22 protein-coding genes and 2 pseudogenes are annotated in these 25,610 nt (G+C 59.7%); 12 read left to right on the top strand and 12 right to left on the bottom strand.

Annotation, left to right across the window (positions count from 1 at the left end):
- Positions 1 to 608: 608 nt before the first annotated feature.
- From AC2444_RS28525 to fcl, 6 genes are read left to right on the top strand one after another with little or no spacing between them, the layout of a single operon-like run.
- Complete coding sequence (locus AC2444_RS28525; protein WP_012760129.1) at positions 609 to 1,559, top strand: glycosyltransferase family 2 protein; 951 nt, start codon at positions 609 to 611, stop codon at positions 1,557 to 1,559.
- Entirely contained in the window at positions 1,556 to 2,656 is a 1,101-nt protein-coding gene (locus AC2444_RS28520) for a glycosyltransferase family 4 protein (RefSeq protein ID WP_017997134.1), read from the top strand. The genes AC2444_RS28525 and AC2444_RS28520 overlap by 4 nt, the downstream gene beginning before the upstream one ends.
- Complete coding sequence (locus AC2444_RS28515; protein ID WP_012760131.1) at positions 2,650 to 3,795, top strand: glycosyltransferase family 4 protein; 1,146 nt, start codon at positions 2,650 to 2,652, stop codon at positions 3,793 to 3,795. Before AC2444_RS28520 ends, AC2444_RS28515 begins: the two co-directional genes overlap by 7 nt.
- Positions 3,792 to 5,999, top strand: coding sequence for a GumC family protein (locus AC2444_RS28510; protein WP_012760132.1), 2,208 nt, complete (start codon positions 3,792 to 3,794; stop codon positions 5,997 to 5,999). Before AC2444_RS28515 ends, AC2444_RS28510 begins: the two co-directional genes overlap by 4 nt.
- 53 nt (positions 6,000 to 6,052) lie before the next feature.
- On the top strand, positions 6,053 to 7,144 hold the full coding sequence (gene gmd / locus AC2444_RS28505; RefSeq protein ID WP_012760133.1) for a GDP-mannose 4,6-dehydratase: 1,092 nt from the start codon (positions 6,053 to 6,055) through the stop codon (positions 7,142 to 7,144).
- Complete coding sequence (fcl, locus tag AC2444_RS28500; protein ID WP_012760134.1) at positions 7,137 to 8,207, top strand: GDP-L-fucose synthase; 1,071 nt, start codon at positions 7,137 to 7,139, stop codon at positions 8,205 to 8,207. The genes gmd and fcl overlap by 8 nt, the downstream gene beginning before the upstream one ends.
- Positions 8,208 to 8,510: 303 nt before the next feature.
- On the opposite strand, the gene AC2444_RS28495 is transcribed toward fcl, so the two are convergent.
- Positions 8,511 to 8,855: a YkgJ family cysteine cluster protein gene (locus AC2444_RS28495; protein ID WP_017997131.1), complete on the bottom strand. Its 345-nt coding sequence runs from the start codon at positions 8,853 to 8,855 to the stop codon at positions 8,511 to 8,513.
- A 55-nt stretch (positions 8,856 to 8,910) separates the two neighbouring features.
- On the opposite strand from AC2444_RS28495, the pseudogene AC2444_RS28490 reads away from it, so the two are divergent.
- Positions 8,911 to 9,602: pseudogene (locus AC2444_RS28490) on the top strand (sugar phosphate isomerase/epimerase family protein); the annotation flags it as partial.
- On the opposite strand, the gene traA reads toward AC2444_RS28490, so the two are convergent.
- The gene (gene traA, locus AC2444_RS28485) at positions 9,524 to 12,832 is read right to left on the bottom strand and encodes a Ti-type conjugative transfer relaxase TraA (protein WP_128449595.1); all 3,309 of its coding nucleotides are present in this window, start codon (positions 12,830 to 12,832) and stop codon (positions 9,524 to 9,526) included. The pseudogene AC2444_RS28490 and the gene traA overlap by 79 nt on opposite strands.
- 286 nt (positions 12,833 to 13,118) lie before the next feature.
- Here traA and AC2444_RS28480 point away from each other — a divergent pair, with 286 nt between their 5' ends.
- Positions 13,119 to 13,430, top strand: a complete 312-nt coding sequence (locus tag AC2444_RS28480) for a hypothetical protein (RefSeq protein ID WP_017997128.1) — start codon at positions 13,119 to 13,121, stop codon at positions 13,428 to 13,430.
- A 445-nt stretch (positions 13,431 to 13,875) separates the two neighbouring features.
- Positions 13,876 to 14,814: a sialate O-acetylesterase gene (locus AC2444_RS28475; RefSeq protein WP_012760137.1), complete on the top strand. Its 939-nt coding sequence runs from the start codon at positions 13,876 to 13,878 to the stop codon at positions 14,812 to 14,814.
- A gap of 2 nt (positions 14,815 to 14,816) precedes the next feature.
- Here AC2444_RS28475 and AC2444_RS28470 read toward each other — a convergent pair.
- Both AC2444_RS28470 and AC2444_RS28465 read right to left on the bottom strand, forming a co-directional pair.
- Positions 14,817 to 15,125 (bottom strand): annotated as a pseudogene (locus AC2444_RS28470) (IS66 family transposase zinc-finger binding domain-containing protein); the annotation flags it as partial.
- Positions 15,126 to 15,482: 357 nt separating this feature from the next.
- Positions 15,483 to 16,373, bottom strand: coding sequence for a LysR family transcriptional regulator (locus AC2444_RS28465; RefSeq protein ID WP_128449596.1), 891 nt, complete (start codon positions 16,371 to 16,373; stop codon positions 15,483 to 15,485).
- Between the two features lie 187 nt (positions 16,374 to 16,560).
- On the opposite strand from AC2444_RS28465, the gene AC2444_RS28460 reads away from it, so the two are divergent.
- Positions 16,561 to 16,776: a transcriptional regulator gene (locus tag AC2444_RS28460; protein WP_171815749.1), complete on the top strand. Its 216-nt coding sequence runs from the start codon at positions 16,561 to 16,563 to the stop codon at positions 16,774 to 16,776.
- Positions 16,777 to 16,931: 155 nt separating this feature from the next.
- Complete coding sequence (locus AC2444_RS28455) at positions 16,932 to 17,120, top strand: hypothetical protein (protein WP_128407259.1); 189 nt, start codon at positions 16,932 to 16,934, stop codon at positions 17,118 to 17,120.
- A 56-nt stretch (positions 17,121 to 17,176) separates the two neighbouring features.
- Here the strand turns inward: AC2444_RS28455 and AC2444_RS28450 are convergent, their stop codons facing one another.
- From AC2444_RS28450 to AC2444_RS28440, 3 genes are all read right to left on the bottom strand, one after another.
- Positions 17,177 to 18,226 (bottom strand): class I SAM-dependent methyltransferase, encoded by a 1,050-nt coding sequence (locus AC2444_RS28450; RefSeq protein ID WP_017997123.1) that lies wholly within the window; start codon positions 18,224 to 18,226, stop codon positions 17,177 to 17,179.
- 175 nt (positions 18,227 to 18,401) lie between these two features.
- Positions 18,402 to 19,460 carry an alpha/beta fold hydrolase gene (locus AC2444_RS28445; protein ID WP_128449597.1) on the bottom strand — a complete coding sequence of 353 codons (1,059 nt, stop codon included), beginning with the start codon at positions 19,458 to 19,460 and terminating at the stop codon, positions 18,402 to 18,404.
- A 215-nt stretch (positions 19,461 to 19,675) separates the two neighbouring features.
- Positions 19,676 to 19,891, bottom strand: coding sequence for a hypothetical protein (locus tag AC2444_RS28440; protein WP_245461259.1), 216 nt, complete (start codon positions 19,889 to 19,891; stop codon positions 19,676 to 19,678).
- Between the two features lie 106 nt (positions 19,892 to 19,997).
- Here AC2444_RS28440 and AC2444_RS28435 point away from each other — a divergent pair, with 106 nt between their 5' ends.
- On the top strand, positions 19,998 to 20,609 hold the full coding sequence (locus tag AC2444_RS28435) for a L,D-transpeptidase (protein WP_128449598.1): 612 nt from the start codon (positions 19,998 to 20,000) through the stop codon (positions 20,607 to 20,609).
- Between the two features lie 51 nt (positions 20,610 to 20,660).
- On the opposite strand, the gene AC2444_RS28430 is transcribed toward AC2444_RS28435, so the two are convergent.
- The 5 genes from AC2444_RS28430 to AC2444_RS28410 form a co-directional block, all read right to left on the bottom strand.
- Positions 20,661 to 22,298, bottom strand: a complete 1,638-nt coding sequence (locus tag AC2444_RS28430; protein ID WP_128449599.1) for an FGGY-family carbohydrate kinase — start codon at positions 22,296 to 22,298, stop codon at positions 20,661 to 20,663.
- Positions 22,299 to 22,353: 55 nt separating this feature from the next.
- Positions 22,354 to 23,082, bottom strand: coding sequence for an SDR family oxidoreductase (locus AC2444_RS28425; RefSeq protein ID WP_128449600.1), 729 nt, complete (start codon positions 23,080 to 23,082; stop codon positions 22,354 to 22,356).
- 124 nt (positions 23,083 to 23,206) lie between these two features.
- Entirely contained in the window at positions 23,207 to 23,929 is a 723-nt protein-coding gene (locus tag AC2444_RS28420; RefSeq protein WP_128449601.1) for an HAD family hydrolase, read from the bottom strand.
- A gap of 3 nt (positions 23,930 to 23,932) precedes the next feature.
- Positions 23,933 to 24,661, bottom strand: coding sequence for a glycerophosphodiester phosphodiesterase family protein (locus tag AC2444_RS28415; RefSeq protein WP_113546855.1), 729 nt, complete (start codon positions 24,659 to 24,661; stop codon positions 23,933 to 23,935).
- Positions 24,662 to 24,689: 28 nt separating this feature from the next.
- On the bottom strand, positions 24,690 to 25,610 hold the full coding sequence (locus tag AC2444_RS28410) for an ABC transporter permease subunit (RefSeq protein ID WP_113546854.1): 921 nt from the start codon (positions 25,608 to 25,610) through the stop codon (positions 24,690 to 24,692).

Below are 25,610 nucleotides of genomic sequence, written 5' to 3'. Positions count from 1 at the left end.
GTCCCGACTTGCTTGGACAGATGAGAGGGTATTGATCGCGGCAATGTGGAAAGACATGAAACCCCTTTCATAGCTGCGCCACCACCAGCGAACATCCCGCCACCTCCCCAGTCAACTAACGCAAACGTAGGCGGAGCTAATCCTAACGCGCTTACCCACCATCTAAGGGCGTTGTTTAGTTTAAGCTCCCGGTTTGCCCCTCCTCCAAAAGTTGGTGCCGGGACGTACAACATTGCCCATAAGAGCAGATGTCACCTGTGACCAATCACCGGTAGCTTCACGATGAAAGATGCCGCAAAGCACGTCGCGCTGAGCCGCAGTTTTCGGTGAAGTGAGACAGTAATTCTAGCGCAACTGACTATTGGCAGGTGACGCTTAGAAGGGTTGGGATTGGTATGGTTCTGCGTCATGATCCTGGTTTTGTAACGGGAGTGCCACGCGTCAAGGCGTTGTCGGCGGTAAATCTAGCTCAAGGCGAAATCCTCACCGAGCAGAACAATACCTGTCTGCATCTCATCTCTTTCCGCCAATTCGCGCTACCAGACGCGCGAGCGTTGGCAACTCTGGTGCACCGAAGCGTCGCGCAGCGACGAGCTTGAGGAGGCGTCATGGAGAGACCGACATTCAGCGTCCTTATCAACAACTACAACTACGGTCGCTTCGTCGAACGGGCGATTGACAGCGCCTTGGGACAAGAGGCGTCCAATGTCGAGATAATCGTCGTCGACGACGGCTCGAGCGACCAGTCGCGCTCTGTTCTCGACGGCTATGACAAGCGGGTGGCGGTGCTTTTCCAGGAGAACCAGGGACAGGCCGCAGCCATAAATGCTGCTGTGAAGTTGAGCAGTGGCGACATCCTCTGTTTTCTCGATGCCGATGACTGGTGGGCGCCAGGCAAGCTGTCGGCAACCGCCGTTGCTTTCCACTCCAATCCTCAGGCATCTCTTGTTTATCACCGGCTTCAGCCAACGCAGACCGATGGCTCACCAGCCTTCAAGCCAATACCTCGGACCCTGTGTTCAGGAAATTTGTCGCCACTGCTCGCCAAATCGGCTGGTTGGTGGCCCTTCCCGATGACATCAGCCATCGCTGTAAGACGCAGCGCGTGGGATGCTGCAGGGGATATTCCCGAGCAGTTCCGTATGTCTGCCGATGCCTGGCTCACAGGCATCTATCCATTTCTCGGGGGCGTTGTCGCCTTGTCGGATCCACTCGGGTTCTATCGGATTCACAACAATAATTGGTATCGGCCAGTCGATGACGCCGCCATGCTGCGGAAGCGGATGGCCCATTGGCAGGCGACGGTTGAAGCGACGAACCGGTTTCTTTCCGCGCATGATCTGGCGGGAAGGCTGCGTCTGACTGATCACTATCCGTACCGGGTAGCCTCAGCCAGGCTGCAGGGCGCCGATACACGCACCCGGTTCAGCCTCGCGGTGGAAGGGCTCTTTTTCGCCGGAGAACCAAACTTGCTGAGGCGGACGCGTGATGCATTGCGCACAGCCTACGACTTGCCTCGACTTGGTCAGGATGTCGGCGTGTCGGAGTCTGCGGGATGAAGGCGCTGCTGCTGGTTTCCGAACTGGAAGACTACACCATCTCCTTCGCTAGCGGCGTTGCGCGACATGCGCATGTCGTCCTCGCGGTTCCGCGCCGGCGCTACGCACACCTTGCTTCATGGATCGATCCGGCTGTCGATCTGCACCTCATGGACTGGCCAAGGCACCGCTCGCTCTCCAATCCCTGGTTCCTGCACCAACTCACACGTCTTATCCGGCAGGAGCGGCCGAACGTCATTCACCTGCTGAGCAACTCGACGCTCTGGTTGAATTTTGCCGCGCCGTTCTGGCGACCGATCCCGATCGTGACCACCGTCCATGACGTGGAAGTGCATCCCGGCGATTCCGACACCCGCACGCTGCCCGCCTGGGCTCCCCAATTGATGGTGCGGCAATCGGGCCATGTCGTCGTCCATGGCGAAGGGCTGAAACAGATGGTCCTCGAGCGATATTCAAAGTCGCCTGATTGTGTCCATGTCTTGTCGCATCCCGCCATTCATCGCTACGCGGAACTCGCCCGGCGGCACAAGATGGCGCGGCGCGGCGCAGATGGAACTTTGCGCGTTCTGCTTTTCGGACGGATTTTTGCTTACAAGGGATTGGAGCATCTGATCCGTGCCGAGGCAATGCTCAAGGACCTGCTCCCCAATCTACGCATCACGGTGGCAGGCCGCGGCGACGATCCGCGGATCTTCCAGCCCCTTATGGGGGACGCTAGTCGCTATGATATTCGCAATCGCTTTATCGAGGATATGGAGGTCGCCCAGCTCTTTCTGAATGCGGACATCGTTGTCCTTCCCTACACGGAAGCCTCTCAAAGCGGCGTCCTCAATCTTGCCGCCGCATTTGGCAAACCGGTTATCGTGACGGATGTCGGCGAATTGCGAGCCACCGTTCTGCCAAACGGACTGGGAATGGTGGTTCCACCCGGGGATGCGGAACAGCTCGCGACAGCCATACGGACACTGGCGGAAAACAGCGAGCTCAGAAGCAGCTTCGGGATCAACGCACTCGCTTGGGCTACAGGTCCGAATTCGCCGCAACAGGTCGGAGCACAGGCTGCGGCCGTTTATCGTAAGGTGGTCGGGGCATGCTGATGAACACGCTCACGGATGGAAATCGGGTAGCGACGCGGAACGCAGCAGCAACCGTCCGCCACTACGTCCCGGGTGGTTGCGAAAACGGTGGCGGAATTGGCAGGCTCGTCGGCTATATATCGAACACGGCAAAGGAGGCCGGCGAAACACACCTCGTCACCGACACTAGAGGGTCTCGGTGGTCCTCCGTTGCGTCGCCTTTGCGCGTGCTCGGCGCCGTCTTGATGATGGCGAAGGACCGGATAATTGCTCCGGCACGCATTCACCATATTCATGTCGCGGGTCGCGGCAGCACCGCAAGAAAACTGATCCTGACCGAGGCTGCCCGTCTCCTCGGATGCTCTCACATATTGCACCTGCACGACTACGACTACGCGCGCGATTTTGCCGCACGCTCGCCACGTCAACAAATGCTTGTACGCCGGATGTTCCAACATGCTGACCAGGTCGTGGCACTGGGCCAGCGCGACCGCATGACGCTTACGACGCTTCTCGGCGTGGATGAGCGCCGCGTAGTCGTCATTGGCAATTGTGTGCCCGACCCCGGACCGCGCAATGTTCATGTCGGCGAGATGCCGTTGATCATATTTCTCGGCCGGCTGAGCGAACGCAAAGGCGTTCAGGAGCTTCTGCTTGCCTTAAGTCATCCGATCATGAAAGAGCTCCAGTGGCGAGCCGTGCTGGCAGGCGACGGACCTGTGGAAGACTACCGGCGTCAGGCTGCCGCCATGGGACTTTCAGATCTGGTGAAAATGCCGGGCTGGCTTGGCGCCGACGAGGCGCGGGCGTTGTGTACACGGGCAGATATCCTGGTCTTACCTTCGCATGCCGAGGGCTTGGCAATGGCTGTGGTCGAAGGGCTTGCCCATGGGCTCGCCGTCGTCACCACGCGCGTCGGCGCGCATGGCGAAGTCATCTCCGACGGTGAAACTGGCGTCTTCGTACCTGTCGGAGACAAGGATGCCCTGGCTGCGGCGCTGGCTAAGCTCGTCACCGACCCGGAAGTCCGCAACTATCTGTCGGCCAAGGCCCGCGCTCATTATCTCAATAATTTCAGTATGAAGGCTTATATGCGATCGCTGGACAAACTCTACGACGCTATCTCCGCGCAACCTCAAACAACGGCGGGTGAACGATGACTATTTCGACTGTGCCGCCAGACCGCAACACCTCGCTCTCATCGATGCGCTACGATCCCCGGCTTCAGGTAGAGACCCGTTCGGACGAAATTGATCTGACGTCAGGCCTGCGCCTTATTCGGCGACGGATGGTCATGATAATGGCCATCATCACGGTACTTATGGCGGTTGCCGCAACCGTGATTTCGGGATTGAAGCCGACTTATCATGCCGAGTCCCGGCTGATCATCCACACGCCTCTGGCGACGAAGCTCGGCACCGACGAGTCCGGCCGCAACGATCCGCTGGACGCCACATCTGAGACCGAACGGCTTCTTTCCAGAAGCATCGCAGAGCGGGTAATCCGCGACCTGCGCCTCAATGAATGGCCGGAATTCAATCCGGCGCTGCAAGAAATCTCGCCTATCGACAAGATCCGATCAATGCTTCGCGGTTGGGTCGACAGTGAAAAACCGTCCCTGCCGGTACGGGACAGCATCGAGCCCATAATCCCGAAGTACTACAAGGCCCTCCGCGTTTGGCGCGATGGCCAGGGTGACGTCATTCAGATCGGCTTCGATGCGAGCGACCCCGAACTGGCCGCCTCGGTCCCGAACCGGCTCATCAGCATCTACCTCGAAGAACGCAAGGACAGTCTGCGTGGTCGAGTGGACGCAGCAGAAGAATGGATTCTGCTGCGCATCGACGAACAGATGGGGCGCGCCAAGGCAGCACGCGATGCCGCCGACGGGTACCAGAAAATTATGGACGTCGCCTCAAGTGATGACGATCAGGTTGAACAGATCAAGTCGATCATGGAGTTGGGCGAGCGGCGGACAAAAATCGAACAAAGCCGCGTTGAAGCGAGAGCAACGATATCTGCACTCGAAGCGGCCGACGACCCCTCGCTCGCCCTGCAGAATATGGTCATTCCCGACAGCATTGGCGCAATGCAACGCGAGCTTCGTGCGCAGGAGCAAGATCTCGAGCGCCTTCTCGAGACATATGGCAACACGGCAGAATCCGTGCTCGACACGCGGGCCAAGATCCTTAAATCCCGCACCGATCTCAGCCTTGCGACCGATCGATATCTCCAATCGATACGCGCCAAGCTTGCGGCGCTCGATCATGAGGACGACGCAGTCCGGTCGGCATTGGCGGCCGCTCATGAGAAACGCGCTCGCTCCACACTGGCGCAAACCGAGTTGGCCCGACTCGAGCGCATGGCTGACAAAGAGCAGACGGCACTGGACAAGCTCGACGAGCAGCGCCGTGGCCTGGCTGCGCAAGCCATGTTGCCAGGCGCGGAACTGGAAGTCTTGTCACCGGCCGCGGTGCCGCTGGCGCCAACGGGACGCGGGCGGCTTTTCTATTTGATCGGCGCCCTTTTGGCTTCGGTATCGATCGCGGTGACGGCCGCTTTCGTGGTCGAGATGCTGGACAACTCAGTCCGCAGTTTCGACCAGATGGCCGGAATGTCGCGCATCGTACCCGCCGGATTCATCCCGCACCTCAAACGGAAAGACCGGAGAGATCCGTCGATGCTCTTCGGGAGCATCCAAGACGGGATGTTTGACGAAGCAATTCGCTCCGTGATGACTTCGCTCAAACAATCTAACGGCGGGAAACTGCCAAACACGATTGTCGTGACGTCGGCTCACAGCGGAGAGGGCAAGTCGCTTGTCGCCAGATCCCTGGCAATCGATCTCGCCGCCAACGGAATTCCGGTGCTGCTTGTCGATGGCGACCTCAGACTCGGAAATCTCGACTCGTTTTTCAAATCAGAGCTAAAGCAGGGGTTGAACGAATTCCTGTGTGGGCAGGCGGGATTGCGTGACATCATCCATCACCATCCAAGCGGCATCGACTTCATCCCGGCTGGCAATGCCAGTCTCCATCGGCGCGTCCGCTTGACTGATGCAGCTGACATCGTGGCGATGGCCGCCTCACTGGGCCAAATCGTCATCTTCGACAGCGCGCCTGTGCTCGCCTCGGCTGATACGATGCATCTGACAGCGTTAGCAGAAAGAACGCTGGTGGTCGTAAAATGGGGAAAGACGAGCCGTCGGGCGGTAGAGTTTTGCCTACATCAGCTGAAGACCGCGCGCAACGCAGAGATTGCCGTTGCCATAAATAACGTCAATACGAACAAACACGCCATGTACAACTTCCGCGATTCAGAACTGTTTGCGAGCTCACTGCGGAAGTACCACGAGTTCACGTGAGTTCGAACAGCGCGTGTCCGCCTGATTCCGCCGAAATAAATTACGGAGACCGCATGAAAAACGAAAATAAGGTTGCACTGGTTACAGGCATAACAGGTCAGGACGGTGCGTATTTGGCCGAACTGCTCCTGGAGAAGGGCTATATTGTTCACGGCCTCAAGCGACGCTCATCGTCCTTCAACACCAGTCGCATCGAGCATCTATACGAGGATCCCCATGTCGAAAATCCTCGCTTTATTCTGCATTACGGGGACATGACCGATTCAACGAACCTCATCCGCGTGGTTCAGGAAACGCAGCCGGACGAGATCTATAATCTCGCCGCACAGAGCCACGTTCAAGTCTCTTTCGAGACCCCGGAATATACGGCTAACGCCGATGGAACCGGCACCCTTCGGCTACTTGAAGCCATTCGCCTCCTGGGGCTGACAAAGAAGACCCGCTTCTATCAAGCATCGACCTCAGAGCTCTACGGCAAAGTCCAGGAAGTCCCGCAGAGCGAAACGACACCTTTCTACCCTCGATCACCCTACGCTGCGGCCAAGCTCTACGCCTATTGGATTGTGGTCAATTATCGCGAGGCATATGGCATGCACGCCTCGAACGGCATTTTGTTCAATCATGAAAGCCCGATCCGCGGCGAAACATTCGTGACGCGCAAAATCACCCGGGCGGCTGCGGCGATCCATCTTGGACTGCAGGAAAGGCTTTATCTCGGCAACTTGGACGCCAAGCGCGACTGGGGACATGCACGAGAATATGTCCGTGGCATGTGGCTGATGCTGCAACAGGATGAACCGGAGGACTATGTCCTTGCGACCGGCGAAACGCACTCGGTTCGTTCCTTCGTTGACAAGGCCTTTGCCCAGGTGGGCATGCCGATTGATTGGCGTGGGAACGGAGTTGAGGAAAAGGGATACGACAAGACATCCGGTCAGTGTGTGGTGGAGATCGATCCCGCTTATTTCCGCCCGACTGAAGTTGATCTTCTGATCGGCGATCCGACGAAAGCGCACACGAAGCTTGGTTGGAAACATGAGACCAGTCTTGATCAACTGATTGCGGAGATGGTTCGCGCGGATCTGAAAGTCATGGCACGAAATGTTCCGTCGGTCGGTGTAACCAAAGGTTTTGCCCATGCCTGAGGTGATCTACAGCCTTACCAGAAAGAGGGTCTATGTCGCGGGCCACCGCGGCATGGTGGGCTCTGCGATCGTGCGGCGTCTCGCTTCCGAGGGCTGCGAAATTTTGACGTCCACCCGCGCCGAGGTCGACCTCAGACGGCAGGACCAGGTGGAGGCCTGGATGAGTAAGCATCGTCCCGATGCTGTCTTCCTAGCTGCTGCGAGGGTCGGCGGTATTCTCGCGAACGCTACCTATCCGGCCGACTTCCTTTACGACAACTTGATTCTCCAAGCGAATGTCATCCACGCAGCCCATAGAACTGACGTCGAAAAACTGATGTTTCTGGGCTCGTCCTGCATCTATCCGAAATTCGCCGACCAGCCGATCGTTGAGGACTCACTTCTGACCGGATCGCTTGAACCCACCAATGAATGGTATGCGATCGCCAAAATTGCCGGATTAAAGCTCTGCCAAGCCTATCGCAAACAGCACGGTAGAGATTTCATCTCGGCCATGCCGACCAATCTTTACGGTCCAGGCGACAATTTTGACCTCGGGTCAAGCCATGTCATGCCGGCGCTCATACGCAAGACACATGAGGCCAAGGTCAGCGAGCAGCAAGAGATATGCGTCTGGGGTACGGGCACGCCGCGGCGCGAATTCCTGCATGTTGACGATTGCGCCGACGCCTGCCTCCATCTCATGAAAACCTATTCCGCCGAAAGTCATGTGAACGTAGGTTGTGGCGAAGACATTACCATTCTCGAATTGGCATACCTCGTCTCCAAGATCGTTGGTTTCGAAGGCAAGATCACCCGCGACCTCACCAAGCCAGATGGCACGCCACGTAAACTCCTGAGCGTCGACAAGCTCCGCAGTCTCGGCTGGTCTCCTAAGATAGGTCTGAAAGAGGGCATCGCAGATGCCTACCGCTCCTTCCTTGATGGCCATCATCTCGAACGCAGCGACAGAGCTGTGTCCAGCGACTTGATCGGTCAAAGCGACATCAGTTTCGAGAAAGCGAAGAGTTCGGCGCCGCACGCGCCCACGCTCTCGACCGTTGCGCATCATCCCTCGCCATAGGGAATTTGCACGAGGGATAACAGGGGTTTTGTCTCGGGGGGACGTACATGCTGGGACGGCGCAAATAATGCAGCCTGTAGAAATCAGGATTGCAGCGCTCATTTTCTTGATGGTCGTGTGGTTGATGATTATCGGTGCGGCGTTGGATTTTTTCGCGGTCGAAATGCCGATATCGCTTGTCGCGCTACTAGGCAGATAGTCCACATCGGATGACTCCACCGGGCCTTACCTTCGGCTGACCTTTCGGACGACAATCGCTGGAGTAAAGTCGACAGGCGAAGAGGAGCCGGACGGAACCCCGCCTCAGTTGATTGGCGGTTCCGCATCGATGTCACTGGGCGGCAAACCTGGCTTACCGAGCCCGAAGAACGCGCGCGCGGTCAAGCAAGCGTCATCCCCTGGGACGCAGGCGCGGCAGACATCAGGCCGAAGATCGTACACTTGACAGGATGTCTCTGAACCGACGCGACCGACCAATGCGGAGCAGCGCGCACCGTCGCAACGCATTCCTTGCTGGTTCGCAGCTACGAAATGCGCTGGCAGCAAATCGAGAGCAGCGTCGGTTTCCGTGGAAAATCTGGGCCAGGTCGGCGAATAGGAGCAGCAGGCTCCGCAGCCTTGGCAATTGAAATCGATCAATGATGTCATGGCCCGCTCCTACCACATAGGCCGCCAAGAGCAAAGCCTTCGGCTATGCGCTGAGCGAGCGCACCGCAGACGCGGCATCGACTACGTGAAATGGGCCATCGACTGCAGCGACGCGCTCGGCACGACGATGCTGAGCGGCCCGCGGCATTCGACGCTCGGCAAAATTCGGGAAGCCGGCCGAGCGCGGCGGAACTCAAGCGCTCGGTTTCCTCACAACACGCGATCGGCGATCATGCAGCAAAGCACAGCGTAATGATCGGGCTTGAGGCGCTGAATCGCCTCGAATGCTCTGTTCAACACGATGGACGATCTTGCGGCCCATATCGACGCGGTCGGACATCCGCATATCCGCGCCATGTACGACACGTTCCACAGCAAAATCGAAGAGACAGATCCAATCGGCGCGTTCACGCGAAACAGTGACCGCATCGTGCATGTCTACATTTTGGAGAACGACCGCCGCTTACCCGGCGGCAACATTCCCTGGGCAGAGAGGTTCAAGGCGCGACGCGCGAGCGGCTGCGACGGGTGGCTGACAATCGAGGCCTTTGGTCGAGCCCTCAAGGAGCTCGCCGCCGCGGCAAGGTCTGGCGCGACTTTTCCGAGACACCGGAAGCGGTCTATCGCCAGCCTGAGCCTCCTCGAAATCCCTGGTCCGACCCAAACATCTACATCCCAAGCCCCAAGGACTTGCCCCGCTTCAGCGACCGCTTCAACTCCATCTGCTGGGTGAGCTCCGCACGATGACTGCGATCGGCAAGGCGAGCAACCTGGCGGATGCGCTCGACGTCACCATCCCGATCCGGTCCCACTCGCTTCAGCTGATCCGCGAGATCTGAGGGATCGGCGCGACCGAAGCGCGTTTCGATCGCAGTAGCGATGTCCTTTGCCTCGGCAAGCGCCTGACGGCCCTCCGGTGTCGCCGCCAGTCGTTCGACGAACTTTGCCTTGTCGCTATAAGGGAGATCATCGAGATTGCGCAGCAGCGCCTCACTCCGGCGGCTCGGCCCCAGAACCTCGACGACGTCCTGCTTTTCTCGTTTCCAGCGTTCGGAGCCGCATTCAGCCGCAAGGCGACGCTGCCAGGTGTTGGCGGATTGGCGAACATGTGAAGCCAGCGCATCGATCCGCAAAAGCGCGTGTTTGCGTTCAGCGTTGTCTCCGAACAGGCCGGTTTTGCCGGCGAGCGCGCCGATCGTCTCGGGCGAAGTGCTGAGTTGACTGGCAAGCGCGACCGGATCTGCATTCTCATCCAGGATGCGGCCGCGCAACACGTCCATTGCCGCTGGCGCGTCGTTGAACACCTGCGGCGCGAGCTGCTTTGCCGCGGCCCAATCACGTTCGAATGCCGGCATCGCCTTTGATCGTCCGACCTCTTCGACGCTCATCGCATAGGTCTTAACCGCCGCAACGAGCACGCGGCGTTCATCCTCGCGTTCATCGCGACGTTCATCGCCAGTGGGATCCTGGTGCGACGAGCCGCCATCGGCGATGCTGCGGGCCGCGAGCGGTGTCGGCGGCCGTGGTTCTTGCATTGGCTTGGGAACCGTCGTGTCCGCGATGCGCTCCGCCTCCTTGGTGATTACCGCAGGTGCGACCTCGCTCTCGCCCTGCCCCCGGCGATCCTCCATGCCGCGCCGATTGGCGAAGTCATGGGTATAGTCAAGCGTCGTCTCCTTCACGCCTGACCGGCTCAGTGTCTCTGTCAGGGATCGCTCCGTCTTGAACGCATCGAGCCCCGCATAAAGCTGCACCTCTTCACGATGACGGGTCATCGCCACATAGGTCAGATGCCGGTCCATCGTCGTCGACGCCAGGACAAAACTCCGGTCGACGGTGGCACCTTGCGTCTTGTGGATCGTCGTCGCGTAGCCGTGATCAAAGGCCTGGTAACTGTTCACCGGTACGGTCACCTGGCGTTGCCCATCTTGCGTCTGCGCCTTGCCGTCAAGCCGAACCTGTATTGCGTCCGGTTGGACGGCGATCACCTCGCCCAACATGCCATTCTTGACGCCGAGATCACGATCGTTCTCCAGGAAGACGATGCGGTCGCCACGCGCAAAGGATCGCTTCCCATTGTTGGTCTGGTAGCTCAGTTCCTCACCTTTATCACCAGGCGGGTTGCCGGATTTTGCCAGCTCACCGCGATCCTGCAACCGAGCGCGAATGCCGGCATTGATGGCACGGACGTCGTCGCGTCGATGGGCCATGGCAATGCGCGTGTCGTTGGGATGTGCCGATCGGTCAGCGACGTAATCGGCAATGATCGCCTTCAGCGTTTCAGCGCGATCCGTCTTCAGATGAACGCTTCCCCGTGCCTCGTAGGCCGACAGTCCGGCTGCGGTTCGGTGAGATGCGAAGTCAATCGAAGCCTGCTTTTGCCAATCGGTTCTTTGACGTCGGACTTCCGACAGTTGCGCATGGCCGACGGCTTCGGCGATTGCCCGAAACGGCGCGCCCGCTCCGATCGCCTGAAGCTGTTCATGATCTCCGACCAGGACGAGCTTGGCGCCGGCCCGTTTGACCTCGTCGACGAAGCGGGCGAGCTGCCGGCTTCCGACCATGCCGCCCTCGTCGATGACGAAGACGTCACGAGCATTGAGCCGACCACGATCAGCCTGCCAGCTGTATTCCCACGACGCCAAGGTGCGGCTCGATATGCCGGACGATTGCTCCAGGCCTTCCGCGGCCTTGCCGGCCAATGCCGCGCCATGAACGCGATAACCTTGCGCCTCCCAGGCGTGGCGGGCAGCCGCCAGCATCGTGCTCTTGCCGGCACCGGCAAAGCCGATCACCACGGCGATCTGAGAGGCGCCGGTGACATGCTCGATCGCCTGGCGCTGTTCCGCCGACAGCCCCTGCCCCGGTGAAGGATTTCCCGCCTGGATCGATCTGTCCTGTTCGGCGATCGCAGCATCGACATGCCGCTTGAAGACACCGTGGTTTTGGCGCGCCTTCATCGCAACAGTGGATGTTGCCATCGCACCCTCGATCGCCACCATCTCGACCGTCGAATAGCGTGCCTCTCCGTCACGGCCGCGAAGGCTTGAACTGTCGGGTCTGAGCTCGACAAGTGCCTTCGACGCCATGACCGCGGCAAAAGCATTCTGGAAGGTCTGCGCATCGTCGTTGATATATCGATGCAGAGCCCTCGCAATGTCATAGCGGCTGAAGACGCTCTTCTCGTTGGTAATCAGCTTCAATATCTCTTCGGGGCGCCTCCGGATGGTCTCGGCATTGCGATCGGCCGATTGCGGTGAGATGCGCGCGCGCGAGACTGCCCCACCCTGGCGATCGATCTGAGTGGCATGCACACCGACATGTTCGGTCGGCTCGATCGTGGTCCCGGCCTCCAGATGCGAACGATGATCGATGCGGATATCGAGGCCGGCCCTCTCAAGGTGCGTGTTGGCAAGATGCTCCCAGGCCTGTCTGAGATCCTTCAGCTGCAGTTGCGATGGCGGCAGGTGATTGGCGAGAAGCCATCTATTCTCCCGCTCGAGCAGCGTCTTGTCGCCAAGACCGGTTTCCCTCACCTCACGCGTCGTCATCATCAGATGCGCGTGGCTGTTTCTGATATCGCTTGCCTCACCTGGCCGATGGATCGCGAAGTCGACGGCAGCGCCATAGCGGTTGGCGAGATCTTCGGCAAAGGCCCGCGTCAGCGCCAGGCGTTGATCGGAACTCAATTCGTGTGGCAGGGCGATTTCGAATTCCCGGGCAATCCGGGCGTCACTGCGCTTCTCGGCACGCTCGGCGGCATTCCACAAGGCCGATCGCTTCATCGCCCAATAGGCGGAAGACCCAGTCGGCAAGACGATCTCGGCATGCTCGACACCTTTCCTGTTGCTAAAATCATGGGTTAGCCCATCACGCTCGTTGGTCAGCCGCTCAGCCGCACGATAGGCGGCGGACGCGACAGCGCTGCGGCCACCGCTGCGGGCGATCGGCTTCATGCTGAGATGATAGATCGCCATCGCTTGTCCCCTTGGTTAGCGGGCCGCCGGCCCGCGCTTTGAGTTGCCCGGCAACTCGTAAGTGCGCCCTTGTGCCTTCGTCGCTTGGCTCCTTCGGGCACTGGTGGGAGCACGCGGCAATCTCCCGATGACCTCGTAAGCCGTTCAGCCGGTCGCTTCCACGCGCAGATTTGCGGGTTTCGAAGCGCCGCTCTTCGAGACAACTTCGATCCAGGCACGCCGGCGGCTGTGATCATCCGTTCATCGCCGCGGCCAATGGCTGAACAGGAACAAGGGAGAAATCATCATGGCGCGCAAAACCATCGGCGAACGGTTGGCCCAGCTGGAAGCGCAGCGAAAGACATTGCAGATCCGTCTCGGCAAGCAGGAGCGCGCCATCGACACGCGCCGCAAGGTGTTGATCGGCGCACTGGTGCTGCATCGGCTGGAGAATGACCGCGATGTGCAGATCGGCGGAGGACTGGCAGCCTGGCTCAGATCCGAACTGCCAAAGTTCCTCACCCGCGATGGCGACCGGGATCTGTTCGACGATCTGCTGAAGCCGCAGGCAAATGAGCCGACTATCGGCGATATCGGCAACGGGAGTGCAACATCATGATCCATGCCAACGAGATGAACAGTGAGACCTAGGGTCGCTAGTCCGACTTAGGTCCGGCTTTCCCTCGGCACAATCGGGCCTAGATTGTCCTGATGCTTGTTGAAAGGACGTCAGGGAGGTTCTAGCAATGTTGCCGACTCCAGTCAGAACCTCCCTGATGAATTGCCAAGTCGCCGAACCGTGTTGGAAACGAACAATGCAAAGAGTCGGGATAAAGCGAAGACTTCCCTCCGCTGATGCTTGTGGTGAGCGGTCAGGAAAAGCACAGGCTGGCTCGATCACTCGGCGACGATGTCGATGCCCCGATTATCAGGTGGCCGGTAGTGATTGCGAGGAACATATTGCGGGGATACAGACATGCCTTCATTCGGGCCAATGTCCACGCTAGGATAGCTCGGCCCGCCGGAGGCTCCAAATCATCGGTTGACATTCAAAAGGCAACGACATGCTCAAAACAATGGCAGTCGGCTTGGCCGCCTTGATCGCCATGTATGTTCTGGGCGGCATGAGCGCGAGACATGAGATCTTTCCTTGGCCACAACTTTCCGCGCTGAAGAAAATGGTTGGCGGAGAGAAGGCGGCGGCTCCAAGCCGTTATACGTTCGACGACAACGAACGACTGATCGGGGATGAATCAAAAACGCTTGTGGCCTGCCCGCCTCAGACTGACCGAACTGCTGTCTTACTCATTCTTGGCCAATCGAACGCGGCCAACTACGGTGGACAACGGCACCGCTCGAATTATGGCGCTCGCGTTGTAAACGCCTTTGACAAACGCTGCTTCATCGCGGCGTCGCCACTTCTTGGATCGACCAATACGAGGGGAGAGTATTGGACGCTTCTTGGGAACAATTTGATAGCATCGGGTCAAAATGACAACGTCATCCTCGCACCTCTCGCATATTCCGGATCTGAGGTCGCACGATGGGCGGCAGGTGGTGACTTCAATCCCGTGCTAGTCGATACAGTGAAACAGCTTCAGGGTTCCGGTTACCGGATAACGAACGTCCTCTGGGTGCAAGGAGAGGCGGACCTCGTTATGGGCACCACTGCGAAGGCCTACCAGGAACGTTTCATGTCGATGGTTGACACGTTGCGTCAGCACGGCGTCGAAGCACCCGTTTACATTTCGATTGCATCGAAATGCCTCGAACCGAGCAACGGCGGCTTCAAGGAGCATATTCCAGACAATGCGATCGTACGGGCGCAACTGGCCCTGTCAAAAAGCAGCCATGGTATCCGAGAGGGGGTAAATTCTGATGCGTTACTCGATGGAGACGACCGCTACGACGATTGCCATTTCGGGGGCACAGGCGGGGAGAAAGCGGCCCGGGCCTGGCTGAATCTTCTGCGCGGCGATCGCCATCTGGAAACCTCGCAATAGTCAGGCGTTGGAGCCTGAACAACGCTGTCGGTACAGGCCCGGCAGGCGTATTTGGGACGGCGGTGACGAGGACGCGTGCACTGCGCTGGAACGACGCCCAACCGTTCGGACACGTCCTCGCCAAGCCATGCAAGCCTCCGCCGCAGAGCAGATGGGGGCTTTCCGGCTCGATGATCTCCTCGATACGAGGAAGATGGACGGGCCGCAATTGGCGGCGCGTGTTTTGGGGTGCTGCTTGCCTGAAGGGCTATCGGCCTCGGCTCTGCATGAACGGTCGCGATAGCTGTCTCAAGGTCTTCCACCGCGAGATCCCTTCGCTTGTCCATGGAAAGGCGATCACAGATCAGGGCGGCGAGAACAATGTGGGAGCAGAAGACGGACCGCTCGATGTGCTATCGCGTGTACGTCGTGAATCAAATGCCGAACTTGCGACTGTCAGCACTTCTTGTTCTTGAGATCGTGCCTGCCTCGGCAAGGACGCTCCTCCAAACAATGAGCATACCAGGCGAAGGCGCGTCCGCGCCGGCGCCAGTTCGCGCACGGCTTGACCGGTTAAAAGGGCAGCCGCAGGAGGGTTAGCGGAGCGCCGCTCGGGAACGAGCGGAACCCGGGACCGACTGCCCCCGGCAAGCCGTTCCGCTTTGGGCGGACCCGTGGGCTCCCTCGCCTCACCTGGCCGGCCGAGCCAGTGACCTCGCGATATCGACGATGTCGTCGCGCGAGGCGGTTGGGTCGTCCTTGCTCCAGGCAACGCCAAGCCCGATCCTGAAGTCGATGCCTCTCACCGCCTTCAGCTCGAAGGCCCGGTTCGGCAGGCCCTCGGTCCATTCCGGCGCAAAGCCGATGCCAAGGCCGGCAGAGACCAGCGACACCAGCGAATAGGTGTCGTCGCAGCTGTAAGCGATGTTGCGGGTCAGATCGTATTCCTCGAACTTCTCGTTGAAGTACCGCTCGGTATAGGAGAGGTTCTTGCGGTTGAAGGCGATGATCCTTTCCGAACGTAGATCGTCGATACCAATCTCCGCCCTCTCCGCCAGTGGGTTGCTCCTGGCCACCGCCAACAGATACCGCTCATGGGCGATCGAGGAGAAGCGCAACGAGCCGATGTTTTCCACCGGTCTGATGAAGCCGAGATTGATCTGGCCGTTTTCCAGGCCGCGGATGATGTCGCCGGTATTGCCGCTTGATATATGAATGCGGATATCCGGGTACTTGCGGGCGATCTTTCCAAGGAACGCCGGCAGCACGCCGGTGGTCGCCGGATAGACGGTGCCGATCCTGATCTGCCTTATCGTCTTGCCGGCCACCGCCCTGGTGATCTCGGCGGACAGATCGACCTCGCTGAGGATCCCGACGCAGCGCTCGTGGAAGATCTCCCCTGCCCGCGTCAGTTCCACCCGTCTGGTCGAGCGGATGAACAGCGCGCAGCCGAGCTCCCGTTCAAGCGCCTGCACATGGTTGGAGAGCGCCGGCTGGGCGATGCGCACCTTGGCGGCCGCCCGGCCGAAGTGCAGTTCCTCGGCCACCGCGACGAAGTAGGAGAGCTGGCGTAGTTCCATGAATGCCCTGTCCCGACGACGTCTCACGCCGCCCTCGCGCTTCAGCACTGAGCTAGGCTATAGTCGCCGTTGATAGAATCAGCTCGCGCGGGAGGTAGCCCCCGCAAAGTGTGGATACGACGCAAAAATCGCCATGTCAAGGCGAATTCGATATGGGGAAGCGATTTTGTTGCCTATTCAGTGTAAGATGGCGCGAACCGCGCTGGAGATGGGCGTGAAACAACTCGCCGATGCAGCCGCTGTCTCAACAAATACGATCGTGAGATTTGAGCGCGGCGAGGATCTGAAGCCGAGGACAATCGCAGCCATTCGGACAGTTTTAGAAGAAGCAGGGGTTATATTCCTCGATGGCGATTACTCTGGGGTCGGTGGTCCCGGAATTCGGTTGAAGGCAATGGAATGACGCACGGCAAGTCCACAGCGCTGGTCGAACTTATAGTGCGGTTCGAATCCGCTCTTCACGCGTTTTGTGTGCCCATGATCTCCTGCAAGACGTCCCGAAGTCGTGCGTCCTTGGCCGATAAAATGGCGTCTCGCAGTTTCAGGAGGCTGGGCGCATTGACAGAACGTCTCATCCGGAGCGATCGAGTGTTTTTCGAGCAGGACCGTCGCGTCGGCATCGTTCAGGGCATCGAACGGGCTCAGCGAATACTTCGAACAGACCGGCAATCAGATGCACGGTTTACCGCCGTCGCTGAAGTTGAGGTGGCTGGCGTGCTCCTGCAAGCCAGCCACCTCACTCGTTGACTTTCCTGACGAGGCCTGGAATGTGGCGCGACATTTCCAATAGAAGGCGCGACCTGTCAGGTGGCCTCGAGGATCATGTTGAGGGGCGTCTGGGCTGCACGCCGGATATGAGTGAAACCGCCTGAGCGGATCACCTCGGCCAATCGCCGCTCTCCCGCTTGCGCACCGAGTGCCAGCCCTGTCTCCTGCGCAAGCGAGGTCGGAACGCAGATCATCGTCGAGGCGGAGTAATAGAGCCGTCCAACCGGATTGATATTCTCCTCCAGCGTATCTCCGGCCATTGGTTCGACCACCATCCACGCACCGCCCTCCTTTAACGCCTTTCGGATATGAGCCGCAGCGGCTTTCGGGTCGCCCATGTCGTGCAAGCAGTCGAAGCAGGTGATCAAATCGAAATCTCGCCCGTCGAAATCCTGCGCCCTGCCGACTTCGAAGTGCAGGTTCGTCAACCCGTGTGCCTGGGCGTGCGCGGTTGCAGCGGCAATCGAGCCCGGATGGAAGTCGTAGCCCACGAACCGGGAATTGGGAAACGCCTGCGCCATCAGGATCGTCGATAGCCCGTGCCCACATCCAACGTCCGCCACCTTCGCACCGGCTTTCAACCTGTCGAGGACACCGTCAAGCGCCGGCAGCCAGTCCTGCACAAGGGCATTGACATAACCTGGGCGAAACAGCCGCGCGACGGCGCAGAACATGCAGCCAGCCTGATCGCCCCAGGCAACGCCTCGGCCGGTTTTGAAAGCGGACTGCACCTTCGGCTGGTTTTCGACCATCGCAGCAGCGGTATCGAACGCGCCGATCAGATTGACCGGGCTGTCCGGCTCGGCAAACACGAAGGCCTGTTCGGGCGTCAGCGAGAACAATCCTCGCTCATGGTGCACATAACCGGAGGCAGCCTGTGCCGCCAGCCACTCGCGCACATAACGAGGTGCGCATCCCGAGGCATCGGCAAGTTCGTCGGCCTTCACCGGCCCGGTCTCCTTCAGCGTCCTGTACAGCCCAAGAGCATCCCCGATCCGGACCAGAGGTACGCTGACCGCTCCGCCAAGGTCGCCAAGGACGCGGCCCACGAGTTCATTGAGCGTTGTTTCGTTTATTTCCGTCACGTGAATTCCTCCCGGTGCTCGGATGGCGTCCTGCCATCCGTGACGCCGAGGATGAAGCTTGCCGTCTCGGCGGGCATGAGGCGGTTGTCCCGCGTCTGCGAAGAAATCCCGCTCCTTGGAGGGACACATGTCCCATCGGCATCGGAGGAGGTGTCTATCCACCTGCAGAAGCGGGCTATCGGGAGAGCGCGACGACAATCGCTTGCGAGCGGCTATGCACGCCGAGTTTGCTAAATATCACCGACAGCTGGTTTCGCACGGTCTTTGCACTCTTGCCAAGCCGTTCTGCGATCGCGCGGTTGTCTAGCCCCTCCGCAACGAGGTCGAGAAGGGCGCCCTCGGCGGGTGTCAGACCGGCCTCACTGACCGCACGCGGCCGCACCGACCGATCCTGCCCGAGAAAGGCAGCAAGTTCCGTTTGAAACACATTCCACGCGGGCTCGTCCGGCAAGAGCACATGGTTCTTGCTCTCAAGCGGTACGAAGCTCGCGCCCGGAATCGCGGCGGCGAGCTTGCAACCCTGGTCAAACGGCACGCGCATATCACCGCGGCTGTGTGCGATCAACGTCGGGACGCGCAGCATCGCCGCAAGGTCCAGCACGTCGATCCCCTGCATCTGCCAAAGCAGTTGTGCGGCGACGTCGGCCGTTGCCGTTTGCCGCTCGAGATCGCCCCACCAGCGATGCTGTTCAGGCGTGCCGTCGGGGATAAAGAGATTGGTGAAGAACCGGCAAAACGCCGGATTATCGCGTCCCCAGCCGACGCGAACGAAATTGACAAGGGTCTCGGCTTCCAGCCGCTCCGCCTCGGTCTGAGCTCTGGCGCGGGCACCCTGACCATAGGCGTTCAAAAGCACCAGATGCGATACTCGCTCGGGATATTTGAGGGCATATGCGATAGCGAGCGCGCCGCCCTGCGAAAGACCGAGGAGAACGAAGCGCGGCTCCTCGATCGACGCCGCCACGGCAGCAAGGTCGGCGTGCCACGCTTCGACCGAGAGGTCAAAGACATGCCGGTCCGACAGGCCGCAGCCGCGCGGATCGTAGCGCACAAACCGGTTGTGGGCGGACAGTGCCTGGAGCCACGGTCGCCACACCGGGCTTTCGAGATCATAATCGACATGGCTCAGCCAGTGCGCCGCCCGCAGGATCACCTGACCCTGCCCGCAAGACGCCATGGCAATACGGGTGCCGTCCTCGGCGGTAGCGAACCTTATAGTCTGACTGAGTTTCATCGGTCGAGAATATCGCAGCCGACGATCGCATAACAGACCTATCTCCTACGGGATGATTCTCCTGGAAGACAGTGCAGCCTGGGAGGCTCGCTACGAGGTCTTTCCGTAAATTTCGCCCGCTTCGGGCAATATACCCGACCGGCGATCTGAGCCCCTCCCGCTAGCGCTTGAGCACGAAGCAAAGTTCTCGCGACCTCCGTTGGCTGTCGCTGAGCTCACGGTCTTGTGGTAAGAGCGAGGAGGCCATCGTAAAGTGCGGTGGCAAGCGGGTCGACATCCGGTGCTTCCTGATGGAGGCGGAAGATCGTCGCAACAAGTTTACCGCGACCGAGCCGCTTTTCGATGATGAAGGCAGCGGGTTTGTGAACCCAACCGATGACGGTGCCGGCGTGCACGCGACCTTGGAATTCCCAGGGACGGAGGCCAGCCATCACCTGGTGCGGCGCGATAGCTTTTCAAGATCTTGCCGCGACCAGTCATAGTGCCGCCACAGAATTCAGCCCAATCAAGCTTGTTCAACAAGCGGATGGCGACAAGATGAGATTGCTGGCTCTCGTGGCTGTGGCCTTTTTGCTGACGGTCTTTCAGACTCAAGCCCAGATCAATGGGCCGTATGATGGATATGACGAGTTTGACGGATACGGTTACGATGATCCATACAGCCCCTATCCGCCACCACTCGATTACGATCCAGCGCCTCCCTATCAAGAGCCCCTGCATGATCGCAGGCAATCGCCGACGGGGCGTGCGAAAGGAACCATCGAAATCGTGACGAGCAAGCATGCGCTCATTTACACCACCCCTTGGGGCGAGCAGTTCGCTTACCCCATCGCGGTCGGCCGCGAGGGCAAGCAATGGTATGGATCTACGCGGGTCGTGTCGAAGCGAGCCCATCCCGAATGGCGACCCACGGCCGGCATGCGGCAGAAGAACCCTCGGCTTCCAGCGGTCGTGAAGCCCGGTCCCGCCAATCCGCTTGGAACCCGCGCGATCTATCTCGCCGATGGCCTGTTGCGCATCCACGGCACCAACGACCCCTCGTCTATCGGCACCAACGCGTCCAGCGGGTGCTTTCGAATGTACCGTCAAGATGTCGAAGAGCTTTACGAGATCGTGCAGCCGGGAACGAAGGTCATTGTTCGGCGCTAGCTGTCAGCCGATCGATCGCTGATGGACCTCTGCGGATTGACGTAGGGATATTTAACCGTCGATACGCAGCTTGCGCGCCAGAGCCTGAAGTTCCTTGAACCCTTCGTAACGCTTGTCATGAATATGAGGGATCGGCCCTTCTGATGGCAGGAATGTCGTTTCGACCACCGAGAGTGTCGTCATCGCTTCGCGTACATCCGCAAACAGACCGCCGGCGACAGCGCCCAGGATGGCGGCCCCCAGGAGCACCGGTTCCTCGGCCTTTGTCGCGATGACCGGCTTACCGCTCGCATCGGCAAGCAGCTGGCGAACGAAATCGTGCTGGCCGGCGCCACCGCTGATGACGATGTTTTCGATGGTAACGCCCGCATCGGCCTGCGTCTCGATGATCTGCCTGAGGCCGTAGCCGATACCGCAAAGCCCTGCGATGTAAAGTGAGACCAGGCTGCCGATATCGTCCTCCATCCCGAGACCGGCAATGATTGCGCGGGCATGCGGATCGGCAAAGGGCGCGCGGTTGCCGAGGAACTCGGGAACGACGTGCAGTCCGGCCGCAAGCGTGACGGCGTCGGAAGAACGGCCCGCCTTTCGGGCGGCCATATCTGCGAGCAGAACCGGCAACGGAACGCCCGACTTCTTCGAAAGCTCCCTCGCTTCCGCGGCAGCCGGATGGAAGGCGAGCAGTTGGTCGATCGCCGCGCCGGCGGCACTCTGGCCACCCTCGTTCAGCCATAGTCCCGGCACCATGGCCGAATAATAAGGCCCCCAGACACCGGGCACGAACGACGGTTCAGCTGTCGATGTCATCGTGCAGGAGGAAGTGCCGAAAACATAGGCCAGATTGGCTTGTGGATCGGTACCGATGCCAACGGTTCCTATTCCGCCCGCATGGGCGTCGATCAGTCCGGCAGCGACGGGCGTTTCCGGCTTCAGGCCGAGCTCGCCGGCCGCAGCCGTGGTCAGTCCTCGACCGAGGGCCGAACCGGGCTCGACGATAGCCTGCCCGATGCGGGCAAACTCTTCGTCGGCGAGCGTGCCGAGGCCGATCTGATGAAAATAATCGCCATCCCAGCGCTTTTCATGGGCGAGATAGGTCCACTTGCAGGTGACCGTGCAGGTCGAACGCGACAGATCGCCGGTCGCGCGCCAGGTCAGGAAATCTGCAAGGTCGAAGAATTGCCACGCGGCATCAAAAACCTCAGGGCGATTTTCCCTCAGCCAGAGAAGCTTGGGCGTTTCCATCTCAGGCGAGATACGGCCGCCGACGTAACGCAGGACGTCATGGCCGAGCGCATTGATGCGCTCCGCCTGCGGGACGGCGCGGTGGTCCATCCAGACGATGATGTTCCGCTTCGGATCTTCCGAGGGCCCGACGGGAAGCGGCTTGCCGCCTTCGCCGAGAACGACGAGCGAACAGGTGGCATCGAACCCAAGCCCCATGACGGACGCCGGATCGACCCCGGCCGAGGAAACCACTTCGCGCACTGCCGCACAAACCGCCGCCCAGATCTCGGCGCTCGATTGCTCAACCATTGAACCCGGTTCGTGAAACAGGGTGATATTCCGCTTGGCGGAGGCAAGCATCCGGCCGGTCAGGTCGAACAGGCCGGCACGGGCGCTGCCGGTGCCGACGTCGACGCCGATGACATGTTTGGCATCTGCTTCTGGCGTGCGAGATGTGTCGCTCATGGTCTCTCCTTTGAAGTCGGCAAGGATCAGGCTAACTGCAGTCTGGGGCCGGTGTTTACAGATCCACGCTATTCGACAGAATCACAAGATCGCGGACAGTCACATTACGCGGTCGCGACAGCATGAAAAGGACGGCGTCGGCCACTTCTTTCGGCTGCATCAGGCTGCCATTGGCCAGCGCTTCCTCCATTTTCGCCTTCGGCCAGTCGTCGAGCAAGGCCGTGACGACAGGTCCTGGCAGCACCGCACCGACGCGCACGCCGTGCTGCGCCACTTGCCGGCGCGTGGAATGGACGAAGGCCTGAACTGCGAATTTCGAGGCTGTGTAGATCGGCTCCCACGCGACCGGCACGACGCCTGCGATCGAGCTCGTAAACAGGATGTCGCCGGACTTCTGGGCAACCATGTGCGGCAGCACCGCATGGACCGAGCGGAAGGCCGCGTTGATGTTGAGATTGAGCATGCGGTCCCAGGCATCCGGATCGCCATCGACAACGGGACCGCCAATATAGGCGCCTGCATTGGCGTGGAGGATGTCGAGCCCGCCGGCCACGTCAAGAATGCGAGGCAATATGCCCGAGACCTGCTTTCCATCGAGAAGATCGATGACGAGCGGCAGAGCGCCTCTGCCGATCTCCTTGCAAAGAGCTTCGAGCTTGTCCTTGGCGCGGTCGATGAGCACGACCGTTACACCTGCGGCGTGGAGGCTGCGCGCACATTCCAAACCGATGCCCGATGCGGCACCCGTAATGGCGGCAACCTTACCTTTCATGAGATCAGTCACGAGGAATATTCCTTGCAGAAGCGGGATGGGACGCGTCCATGGCTGCCACGAGAGCAGGGTTTATGCCCGAACCAGACCACATTGGCTGAGACCGGGAATGAAAGGCCTTTTGCGCCGGAGACCCTCACAGCGTGCCTCCGATATCCTCCAGGATGGCGACAAGCTGCTCCGCCCCCATGGCAACGGCAAATGCACCGGCTGTCACCAATGCCGTATGCCGGTCAGGTCTCGGATCGGCCGGGTCGACAAATCCGACGGCCGTCATTCCTGCGGAAACGGCTGCCGCCACGCCATGACTGCTATCGTCGATCATGACGCATCTGGAGGGACGGGCTCGAAAACGCTCCGCGCAGTGCAGCAAGAGATCGGGCGCGGGCTTCGGCCGGGCGACGGCTTCGGCACTGAAGACCTCGTCTCCAAATGCGCTCCACAGATCCAATATGCCCAAGCTGTTGCGGAGCCGCTGCATCGTGCTGTTTGACGCAACGCATTTTGGTCGCTGAAGTCCGTAGACGACATCGGCAATGCCGGGGATCGGCAGCAGCGAGCGTGAAAACTCTTCGAATAGACGCTGGTGCCATGTTTCAAACAGCTCGGGGATATCGATAATCCCGTAATCGCGCCGGCACATCTCGCCGATGATGCTTTCTGAATTGCCGGTAAATTTGAGATGAGCCTCTGTGGCGGTGATCGCAATGCCGGCACCTTGCAGAGTTTCCGCCAATGTGCGGCTGGCGATCGGCTCGCTATCGATCAGCACGCCGTCGCAATCGAAGATCACGAGATCAATGCTTTCCAAGCCTTGGTGGTCCGGCATACCGGGGCAATCGACGCGGTTATCGAGCATCTCTCACCTCCGCGCCTGCAATGCGAGATCCGGCCGATCCGTGGTGATCTGCCGGATCGGTTTGGCAAGCCAGTATTCGAGATCTCCGATGTCGTTTGGGACCCAGGCTCCAAGACGGTCGACCGGCACGAGTTCGGTAATCTGCTCCCATTGTGCCGTAAGCAGCGACTTCTCGACGGCGATGATATCGGAGCATTCGTTGAGTAACTTCAGACTGTTGATCAGACCGAGACGCTCGGCCGATTTGGAATCGAACGACGACAAGGTGCGGATATGCGGAGCAACCTTGCGTATGTCGACGAGCACGTCCGGATGAAAGCTGGTGAGAATTGACCGCTTCGCCAAAGCAAGACGGTCGACCGCGGCGGCTGCCTTGGCGGCAAGCCCCTCATACGGCGTTCCGTCGGCATTGGTTTTCAATTCGATATGAAGCTCGAGCGGCGTGTCCTTGAAGACGGCGAGGACCTCCTCCAATGTGGGAATGGTCTCCCCGTCGCTCCCTTTGAGCCGCACCGTGCGATTTTCGCCGGGGTGAAGGTCTGCGACCAGCCCGTCGGCGTCTGTCGTTCGCTCCAGCGTCGGGTCGTGAATGACAAGCACTTCCCCCGAGCGCGTCAGATGGATGTCGAATTCGACACCGTCTACCGGCATTTGCGCGAGTTTACGAAAGCCCGAAAGACTGTTCTCGGGCCAGAGATTGCGACCACCGCGGTGGCCGATGATATGCACCATTGTCTGATTATCCTTGAAATTCGGGATGTTACTTTCCGGAGTCCACCAGTCCCTTGGTGAACCATCGCTGCATGAAGAGAATAACGGCCGCAGGCGGAAGCATGACGAGAAGTGCCGCACTCATCGCGATGTTCCAGGCAGGTGCTGAGTCCGAGACGGGAACGAGCTGCTTCAGCCCAAGGACCGCAGTTCCCATCTCCTTGTCCGTGGTGAAAAGCAGCGGCCACAAATACTGGTTCCAGCCATAGAGAAACAGGATGATCGACAGGGCCGCGATATTGGCGCTCGAGAGCGGAAGGAGAATGTCCTTGAAGAATTTCAGCGGGCCGGCTCCATCGAGCTTGGCCGCCTCGCAAAGTTCATCGGGAACGGTCAGGAAGAATTGCCGGAAAAGGAAGGTCGCGGAGGCAGAGGCGATGAGCGGCAGGATCAGGCCGGCGTAGCTGTTGACCATGTTCCACTTCAAGGATGCTTCGATACTGTATCCGGTGAGCCCTTCAACGACACCGGAAAGACCGATCGACCCCGCCAACCAGCGCAGCGGCCCGGCGGCATCGGCGACCGCTTCATAGGTCGGGATGATGCGGACTTCGACTGGAAGCATCAGCGATACGAAAATGAGCCAGAATGCCGTCATGCGAAACGGGAAGCGAAAATAGGTCACGCCAAATGCTGCAATCAATGAGATCGCCAGCTTTCCAATCACGATGCCGGCGGTGACGATGATCGAATTCAAAAACAACCGGGAGAACTCGCCCTGCTCCCAGGCGCCGGCAAGGTTTTCGAGAAAATGCGGGCCTGGGATGACCGGGAACGGTGCCTGCTGAACCTCCTGCAACGTCAATGAGCCGGCGACGAAAGCGAAATAGAGAGGAAGGCAGACAAAGATCGCGCCAATCAGCAGTATGGCGTGGCAGAAGATCGAAAGACCGAGATGACGTTCGGGCAT

It is taken from the genome of Rhizobium sp. WSM1328, assembly GCF_057653715.1.
This window is presented reverse-complemented; position numbering and strand designations above follow the sequence as displayed.